General features: G+C 44.5%; 5 protein-coding genes and 1 pseudogene. 2 read left to right on the plus strand and 4 right to left on the minus strand.

Features of this window, described 5'->3' with window-relative positions; translation table 11 throughout:
- A partial coding sequence (locus tag WBA89_RS15000; protein ID WP_424407710.1) for a peptide chain release factor 1 occupies window positions 1–295 on the minus strand: 295 nt, incomplete at its 3' end.
- Window positions 296–881: 586 nt separating this feature from the next.
- On the opposite strand from WBA89_RS15000, the gene WBA89_RS15005 reads away from it, so the two are divergent.
- A complete protein-coding gene (locus tag WBA89_RS15005) occupies window positions 882–1,088 on the plus strand; it encodes a hypothetical protein (RefSeq protein ID WP_106334507.1) in 207 nt (68 codons plus the stop codon).
- A 466-nt stretch (window positions 1,089–1,554) separates the two neighbouring features.
- Window positions 1,555–1,977: a DUF6335 family protein gene (locus WBA89_RS15010; RefSeq protein WP_424407712.1), complete on the plus strand. Its 423-nt coding sequence runs from the start codon at window positions 1,555–1,557 to the stop codon at window positions 1,975–1,977.
- 85 nt (window positions 1,978–2,062) lie between these two features.
- Here the strand turns inward: WBA89_RS15010 and WBA89_RS15015 are convergent, their stop codons facing one another.
- From WBA89_RS15015 to WBA89_RS15025, 3 genes and pseudogenes are all read right to left on the minus strand, one after another.
- The gene (locus tag WBA89_RS15015; RefSeq protein ID WP_424407714.1) at window positions 2,063–3,559 is read right to left on the minus strand and encodes a hybrid sensor histidine kinase/response regulator; all 1,497 of its coding nucleotides are present in this window, start codon (window positions 3,557–3,559) and stop codon (window positions 2,063–2,065) included.
- A gap of 4 nt (window positions 3,560–3,563) precedes the next feature.
- Window positions 3,564–7,304, minus strand: a complete 3,741-nt coding sequence (locus WBA89_RS15020) for an ATP-binding protein (protein ID WP_424407716.1) — start codon at window positions 7,302–7,304, stop codon at window positions 3,564–3,566.
- Window positions 7,305–7,379: 75 nt separating this feature from the next.
- A pseudogene (locus tag WBA89_RS15025) lies at window positions 7,380–8,876 on the minus strand (ATP-binding protein); the annotation flags it as partial.

Raw genomic sequence — 8,876 nt, forward strand, 5'->3', positions numbered from 1 at the left:
AGAGCACGCACAAAACTAAAACCCACAAATTAATTTTATTGAGCAAATATTGCTGCTGCCAATGCTCTAAAAAGTACACTGCTAAAGCTCCCATTCCCACTGCGGCAGCGAAAGGTATCAATATTCCGAGGGAGGAGCCGTAGAGAAGCGTCACGACGTTGCGGATTGCGCGCGATTGCGTGAAACCCCAGGCTAAAAATAGCTCCACTCCAATCACGATTGAGTTGACGAGGGCGGCAATTTGCAGCATTTCTCGCCAAGGTAAAAGTTTTAAACGGCGCAGAAAATTACTCACGATCGGCAGATTCGGTAGGTTGCTTTGATTTTATCAGAAATTTGGGGCTAAAACCCCACGATCGGCTTGACGACTTTTAAGGTGCTATGATTATAATAATTGTCAATGTTGAACTCCTTCGCCATCGTGAAACGGTTGAGAGACACACTTTTAGGCGTCAAATTTTGGGCAAAGAGCGGCGAAAACTCTTAAAACAGCTAGGGATTAAAAAATAACATCCCACCATCAGAGAACTAATACTTTTGACAGGAAGTGTAGGGCGGGGCACGCCCAAACAGTAGGTTCGTATCCTACTACGCTTGGGGAGATAGACTCTCTGAGATTCACTAAGTTAGGCTCGTTAATTGGTGCTACTGCACGGTTAATTGGTTTAAGCATTGCCGCTGTGGATAGTGGGTTTTAAAGTCGTTCGTAGAGCCAAGAATCAGGAGTGCATTCACGCGCCCTGAGTGTCAAAACAGTTTTGCCCGGACGATCGGCATTAACGACTCTTTGTAACGTAAAATAAAGATAAAGGGCAGTCTCTTGACAAATTCACCCAGAGCATCTGCCTGCTTGTTGTTGGAACCGTGAAAGGAAAAAAGTTATGGTGGAGAACACTGTCGATTGTGCTGTAGCTTGCGTCAATGGCTGCGTTTTGGGCGACAAGTGCCCTTCGCGAGAATACGCGGCGGCAACGTCAAACTTTATTGAAAATACTTCTCTCGACAAAATGCTGGAAATGGCAGAGGAAGCGGTGAGAAGAAAACGGACGGAACCTCCCAAATGGGTAATTCCTGATTTTCCTGAATAAGATTAGCGCTCCTTTGAAAAAGCATCGCCCTTTCAAATGGGCGATGCTTTTTGTATTCCCAATGAAATATAGCATTTCTCAGAAAGATGAGGTACCCTCGGGCATGGGGCATGGGGCATCGGGCATACCTCACAATGCGATCGAACCGCTATAGCCCAATACGGTTCACTTAACATATTTATGCCCCGGAGATCCCTTGCAGCATCCCCCTTAAGAAGGGGGACGCAAGAGGGGATTCTTGTTCCCCCCTTTTTAAGGGGGGTGCCAGGGAGATCGTCTTAAGTAAACCGTATTGCGCTATAGCCGAGCCAAATCAAGATATTTCTTGGGATAGAAGCTAAAAGCTTAAATAGCAGTTATAATTGCAATAAATTACAGCTATTGGCAATTTATAATAATTCAGATAAAGCCAATAGCAAAATCCCCAAGTATTGAATAAAATCAAAAAAAATCAGGAGCAAGTATCGTGGCACAGCCAAACAAACGAGCTGAAAAAGCAACAGAAGAGCGGGATAATTCTAGCGATTTGCCTCAAGAAATTACCGAATCTTACGGCACCGGCGTTATCGTTGAACCGGGATTGAACCAAGAGGAAATCACAACCTTGAACGACAGCGGTTCGGAATACGGTTCAACCAGTTCCCAAATCAACGGCGGGGATGGCGATGCTGTTGCGGAAACAGAAAAAGCCACTGGCGAGGAATTGGTGGGGGGAAGCGCTCCAACTCCCGACCAAGATATGGTTGACGAACTCGGAGCTGCGGCGGGCATTGAAATGGCCGACGGAGCTATTTTGCACACAACAGATATGCTTGAACATCGAGATGAAAGTCGGTGGGAATTAGACCCTAGTTCTGCAGAAGATAGTCAGGAGCGGCCGGATTTATAGGTTTATTTGTTACAGTCTTGGAGGGATTTTTGATACTCAGAAACCAGGTTTTTTATCGGTTATCTGGCTGCCCCAAAGTTCAGGATTAGCGGCCTCCAATTTGGACACCGGAGACGGCCATTTCTCGCACTTTTTGTCGGAGAGGAAGCTCGATCGCAAATTCGGTTCCTTGACCCGGTGTCGAACAACACTGCAAACTGCCGCCGTGCTTTTCTGTGACAATGTGCCAGCTAATTGACAAGCCGATTCCCGTACCTTTGCCGATCGGCTTTGTCGTAAAAAACGGGTCAAAAATACGATCGCACAAATCCTCGCTCATTCCCGGCCCGCTGTCATAAATTGTAATAATTGCCGTGTTGGAGTTGCTGACTTTCGTACAAATCCGAATCACGTAGGGATTTGCTTTAATTTCCTCGAAGTTTGTTTCACTGCTGGATTCTTCTATCGCATCGATCGCATTAGCTAAAATATTCATAAATACCTGATTGAGTTCCCCGCCGCAGCACTCTACATTTTTTAAATTGCAGTCATAGTCTTTAATAACTTCAATCGCCGGACGGTTCGCCTTAAATTTCAGCCGATTGTGCAAAATCATCAGCGTGCTGTCGATACCTTCATGAATATCGATCGGCTCCATTTCTCGCCCTTCTTGCCGCGAAAAATACCGCAGAGACAGAATTATCTCGCGAATGCGATCGCCTCCTACCTGCATCGAGTTTAGCATTTTCATCAAATCTTGCTGGATGAATTCGAGCTCCACCGCTTCTGCTGTTGATGTTATTTCCGGTGCGGGATCGGGATAGTGCTGTTGGTAAAGTTCCAGCACCTTGAGAATATCTTCAGTATAATCGCGAACGTAATTGAGATTGCCGCAGATAAAATTCACCGGATTGTTAATTTCGTGAGCTATTCCTGCCACCATTTGCCCTAAAGCAGACATTTTTTCGCTTTGAATTAACAGCGATTGAGCGTGCTTGAGATCGTTCAGGGACTTCTGCAAATTATCCTGTATTTGTTGCCTGTGGTTAACCTCTTCTTGTAGGTGCAGGTTGGCTTGAGAAAGTTGCACAGTGCGCGACTCTACCCGTTTTTCCAACTCAGCAGCCAGTTGTTCCAGCTTAATTTGAGCTTGTTTGCGATCGGCAATTTCCTGCTCCATCTGCACATTTTGCTGCTGAAGTTTTTGAGTCAGTTTGCAGACGCTCAAATGCGCTTTAGCGCGAGCTAAAACTTCTTCATTTTGAATCGGCTTAGTAACGTAATCAACAGCCCCCAAACTAAATCCCTTGACCTTATCTTCCGTCTCATTCAGCGCGGTCATAAAAATCACCGGAATCTCTTTTGTCAAATCGCCAGCCTTCAAACGCCGGCAAGTTTCAAACCCGTCAATTCCCGGCATTAGCACGTCCAACAAAATCAAATCCGGCAGCGAGTATTCAGCTTTTTGGATAGCGCTCTCTCCCGTCCGCGCCACCAACACTTTAAACCCCGATTCCGTCAAAAAATCAAACAGCACTGCCAAATTATTCGGGTTATCATCGACGATCAAGATAACGCTTTCTTCCCAAGGTAAGATGCTCATGTTTTTACTGATTCCTGTATTTTTCTACAAATTCTAAAATTTTATCTTCTTCAAAACTTTTAGCTAATTGATTGAGATGGTTGGCGAAAGAGAGATATTTAATATCGATTTTTGCCAACTTTTCTGCTTGTTTTTGAATACCTCCTAAGTCACCCATCATCGCTAAGTCAAACAGTACAGCCATTTCTTCAGCCCCGGGAGCGATGATTTCTCGATGCTGAATTTGAGATTGGTTGCGGGAAACTTCAGATTCGGCATTCTGGTCTTGCAACTCCTCGCAAATCCATTCTAAGCCCAAATGAACTTGCAAGCAATTTAAAAGTTCCTCAGCCCGGATCGGCTTGGGTACAAAAGCATTGCATCCTGCTGCTAAACTTTCCTGCTTTTCCGATTCCATAATACTAGCAGAAGTACCGATCGCCACCACATTTTGCAGTTGGGGCAACTTGCGAATTTGCCGCATCGCTTCAAATCCGTCCATCACCGGCATCACCAAATCAATCAAGATACAATCCGGTTGCAATTCTAGAGCTTTCTGTACACAATCTTGACCGTTTGTCGCCTCAATTATTTCAAAACCCAACGGTTCCAGCAGGTGAATTAAAACCGAGCGATTTTCCCACCGATCGTCCGCCACCAAAATCTTTTTCTTAGTACCCTTGAAACCTTTAATATTTTTGGAGTAATACTTTTTATTTTGGTCGGGGCTGTCAACTGCCAGTAACTCCAACTCAAAGGAAAAAATACTACCTCTGCCTAAAGTGCTTTCTACTTTCAATTCACCGCCCATAATCTCCACTAATTGGTGGCTAATCGCCAATCCCAAGCCTGTTCCTTCGGTGTGGCGGGGAGTATTGCCTACTTGTTCAAAAGGTGCAAATATCTTTGGCAATTCATCGGCAGCGATGCCAATTCCCGTATCTTCTACTTGAAACCGAATCTTCACGTTCCTATTGAGGACTTCAGTCCGGGCTCCATTACTTGCACAATTAAAGGCTGAAACCTTAAGAGTAACGCCACCCCTTTCAGTAAACTTAACAGCATTGCCAATTAAATTAATCAAAATTTGGCGCAACTTTTTTTCATCAGCCGAGATTGCAGCGGGAACAGACGAAAGATAGTCGCAATTAAAAGCTAGATTTTTTTGATCGGCCCGAATGCGACAAATGGCAGCTATACCTTGAATAAAATCTGGAAAATTAAATTCTGTTGGCACGAGTTCCATTTTTCTTGCTTCGATTTTAGAAAGGTCTAAAATATCCTCGATCAAAGCGAGCAAGTGTTCGCCGCAGCGGTGAATAACGCCAATTCCATCCTGTTGTTGCGCTGATAAATGTTTGTCGCACTTAAAGATTTGAGCGTAACCTAAAATGCCGTTGAGGGGCGTTCGCAATTCGTGGCTCATGTTAGCTAAAAATTCGCTTTTGGCGCGGCTGGCATCTCTGGCGGCGGCTTCGGCTTTTTGGCGTTCTTGAATTTCTTCGGAAAGCAGCGCATTTTTTTCGTTTAATTCTTGGGTGCGTTGTTTGACTTTTGCTTCTAGGGTAAAGTTGTATTCTGCTAGTTGTTGATTGGCAGTTGCTAAGTTAGTGTAAAGGCGGGCATTTTCCAGGGCGATCGCAGCTTGGGAAGAAAGCAGTTTTAATACTTCCAAGCGATCGGGAGTAAAAGCGCCTGCGATCGAATTGTTTTCTAAATAAAGGATGGCTGTTAATTTGCCTTGATAGACGATCGCCGCGCATAACACCGATTTCGGCTGGCGTTCGACGATGTAGGGGTCGCTGTTGAAAATTGCTTCGCTGCGGGCATCGTGGAGGACAATATCTTCGTGAGTGCGATCGACAAAATTGATTACCGATCGCGGATACGGATAATCCAAGCCCGCGCCTGAGAGCACCCGCACATCTGCGCCCGCTTCTCCCGCAGCCTCGATCGCAAAATCACCGTTTTTCGGCGCGATCAGACACCCACTTTGGGCACCCGCATTTTCCAGCACAATCTGCATCAATTTTTGCAGCAAAGCATCGAGGACAATTTCGCCGGAGATAGCAAGAGATGCTTTCATCACAGTAGCGAAATCTAAAGCTTTGTGACTGCCGGTAACGGTTGCAGAAGTTGCAATCAGAGTCGGGTTGCTAATTGTTAAGCTTTCACTTTCCGGCATCCGTAGAATTAACTGCGGATAGCGTTCCTCCAAATCAGCAACTTTAGCATTCGCACCCCAGCGGATATAACCGTAGTAAGCATCAGTCATGTAAACCTTAGCAACTTTCTCCCTACCGATAGAAAGATAAAACTCGGCGGCTAATTCATTAGCCAAAGCTTCTTCCTGAATGTATTCCTGTTCGCCGGAATGTTGGATTGCGCGATCGTAATAATCCATCGCCCGGTCTTTTTCTCCAAACACCCGCGCTTTTTCGGCCTCGACTAATTCATATTTGTGCTGATAATTCATCGGTGCGTGGTGCGCCCATTTCTGCATTTGTTCCTGATTCGCTGCTACCTGCATTAAGTGTTTTGCTTTTTCTGCACTGTCAGCAGTTGGATACACAGCAAGCAGTGCCAGGGAATAGTAAAAATTGTGCGTACCAATAATCATGAAGCCACTTGCTGCTTGTGCGTATTCTGCTCCTAAAGATGCTTCAATAACTGCTTGTTCTGGTTTTTTAAATAAGTAAGCAATCAGCAATTTACCAAAATAAACGTAAAAAATTGACAGATCATTATTGGCTGCTAGCAGCCTAGGCAACATTTCTTCCGCATTAATTTTTTTACCTATTAATTGAGAGGGATTCGCGGATTCTTTTCGCAAATTTAAAACAATCTGCCCCCAAACTCCAAGTATTATCATCGAAAGTTCTTGTTTGAGATTTTGTGCTAAGGTGAAGTATTGCACTTGTTTTTGTTTTACACTTTCTAGCGGTTCCCCAATCAAAAATAGATAAACACAACAGGTTACAGTAGAATAAATACTATATTCTAAATCTCCTGTTTCGAGACCGCTTTGAATGCTCTCCATTAATGGTGCAATTGTCTCTCTAGCGTGTTCTTTCCAGTGCCGAACAAGAGTGTTAAACATATTATAAACTTGACATTTAAGTTCTTTAGCATTGAATTGCTCTAATAACTTCAAACCTAATTGTCCAGAATGATATCCAGCGTCGATCTCTCCCAATGCGCCAGCCAGCAACAACCCATACGAACTATAGGCGATCGCCCCAAGTGCTGAATTACCCCGTTTAATCGAAAAATCTACCATTGTGAAGATGATCTGCGGCAATAGTTCTGGTTTTGCCACAAAACCAGGAGAAAAAACAGCCGAAAGTATCCGCATGGTGGCCAACTCATAGCTATCAGTCATTACCGGAACATTTTCTAGTTCATCAAGCTGAGGTAACTTAATTGCAGTCAAGCCCTCTGGGGGAATTTCACACAAGGTAAATCCCAATATTTCCAAAGCTTTAAAACCAGTCTCGATCGCTTCAAGCGTCTGGCTTTGAGCCGTATAAGACTGGATTTGGATCTCGTAAACCTTAACTTTGTCCAGCAGGTTTGTAGCTTGTTGTAACACGATATCTGCTAATTCTTGCGATCGGCCAAAGTTAGTATTGAGATATTCCGCCTCCGCCGCTTCTACGTGCAGGTTCAGCGTCAAGTCATAATCAGTCTGCCAACTTAACCCTATACTAACGGGCAGGGCTGATTCATTCTCTTGTAGGGGCAATCCCCCCGTGGTTGCCCCCATACTTGAAACGACGAACAAATCGTCGGTGGAGGGGGTAGGCACGCACCATCCACTACCCCTACAAAACCCTTGTTTTTCCGAATTAATCAGTTCCAAACCGACATTCAAATATCTGACAGCAGCTTCGTAAGCATTGGATGCTTTAGCTTTTTTACCAGCAATCAGATTCAGTTTTGCCAGTTCATCTTTTGCGGATTTTTCTGTGAGTAATTCAACACCAAAATTCAGTTGATTGACAATATCAAAGACATTTTCTTCAATCTCGGAGACGGGAGTATTCTCCAGCAGCAGTTGACCGATTTTTAGGTGCGTTGCTTGCTTGGCCTCATCGGGAATCAAAGAATAAGCTGCTTGCTGCACTCTGTCGTGCAAAAACTTGTAGCCAACCTTAACATCTTGCAGCCCCGACAGCCCGATTTCCGAACCTTCAAAAACCAGCGGAATTTTGTAATCGCTGCTCAGCGGCAAAATTAGCCCTGCCTGAAGAGCGTCCCAGAGACTTAATGCTGTTTCTTTTTGAGATTTTTGGCTGACAATTGCCAGGACTTCTAAATTAAACCGGTTGCCAATACAGGCCGCTAATTTTAAGGCTGACTGCGCTGCGGCGGACAACTTCCGAATATTTCGAGCGATTAACTCTACGACATTGCAGTCAGTAATCCCGATTGCTTGGATGTGCCCGATATCCCACTGCCACCTACTCGATGGAAAATCGTAAACTAACAGTGTTTCTTGATAAAGAGTTCTGATTAACTGAGTCAGAAAGAAGGGATTTCCTTGGGTTTTGTTAAAAAGTAGCTCTGCTAAAACTTTGATGTTTGGGGAAATTTGGCTTTCTAAAGTTTCGGACATTAATTGCTCTACATGACTCAAATCTAAGGGATTCAAAACAATATTGCTGACTTTTTCTGGAAGTCCTGCCTCATTTTTTTGGATGTTTTCGATGGTTTGAATCAGCGGATGGGTGGCGCTGACTTCGTTATCTCGATAGGCTCCAATTAGCAGCAAATATTTGCTTTCTGAATCCGTCACTAGCAGTTCAATGAATTTCAGAGATGCCGAATCTGCCCACTGCAAATCGTCTAGAAAAACAACTAGCGGGTGTTGTTTGGCAGTAAAAACGCTAAGGAAGTGTTTAAACACCCGATTAAATCGGTTTTGCGATTCTGTCGCCCCCAATTGGGGGACTTCCGGCTGTTTCCCGATAATTCGTTCGACTTCGGGAATCACGTCTGTGACTACTTTGCCGTTAGTTCCCAAAGCGGCTAGCAATTTTTGTTTCCAAGTCTGGATAGATGCTGCACTTTCTGTTAGCAACTGCCGAATCAATGACTGGAATGCTTGAATCAAAGAAGCGTAGGGAATGTTGCGCTTGAATTGGTCAAATTTACCGGAGATGAAATAGCCGCGCTGCCGAACAATGGGTTTTTGAACTTCATTTACTAAGCAAGATTTGCCGATACCGGAATAACCGGAAACGAGGATCATTTCGACTCCCGCTGTCTTGCTGGTTAAGGGCGAAGAACCCCCCCCTGCCCCCCTTGTTAAGGGGGGTGAAAAAACCTCATCAAT

Origin of the sequence: Microcoleus sp., assembly GCF_049646505.1 — a bacterium.
In the GTDB taxonomy this organism is placed as follows: Bacteria; Cyanobacteriota; Cyanobacteriia; order Cyanobacteriales; family Microcoleaceae; genus Microcoleus.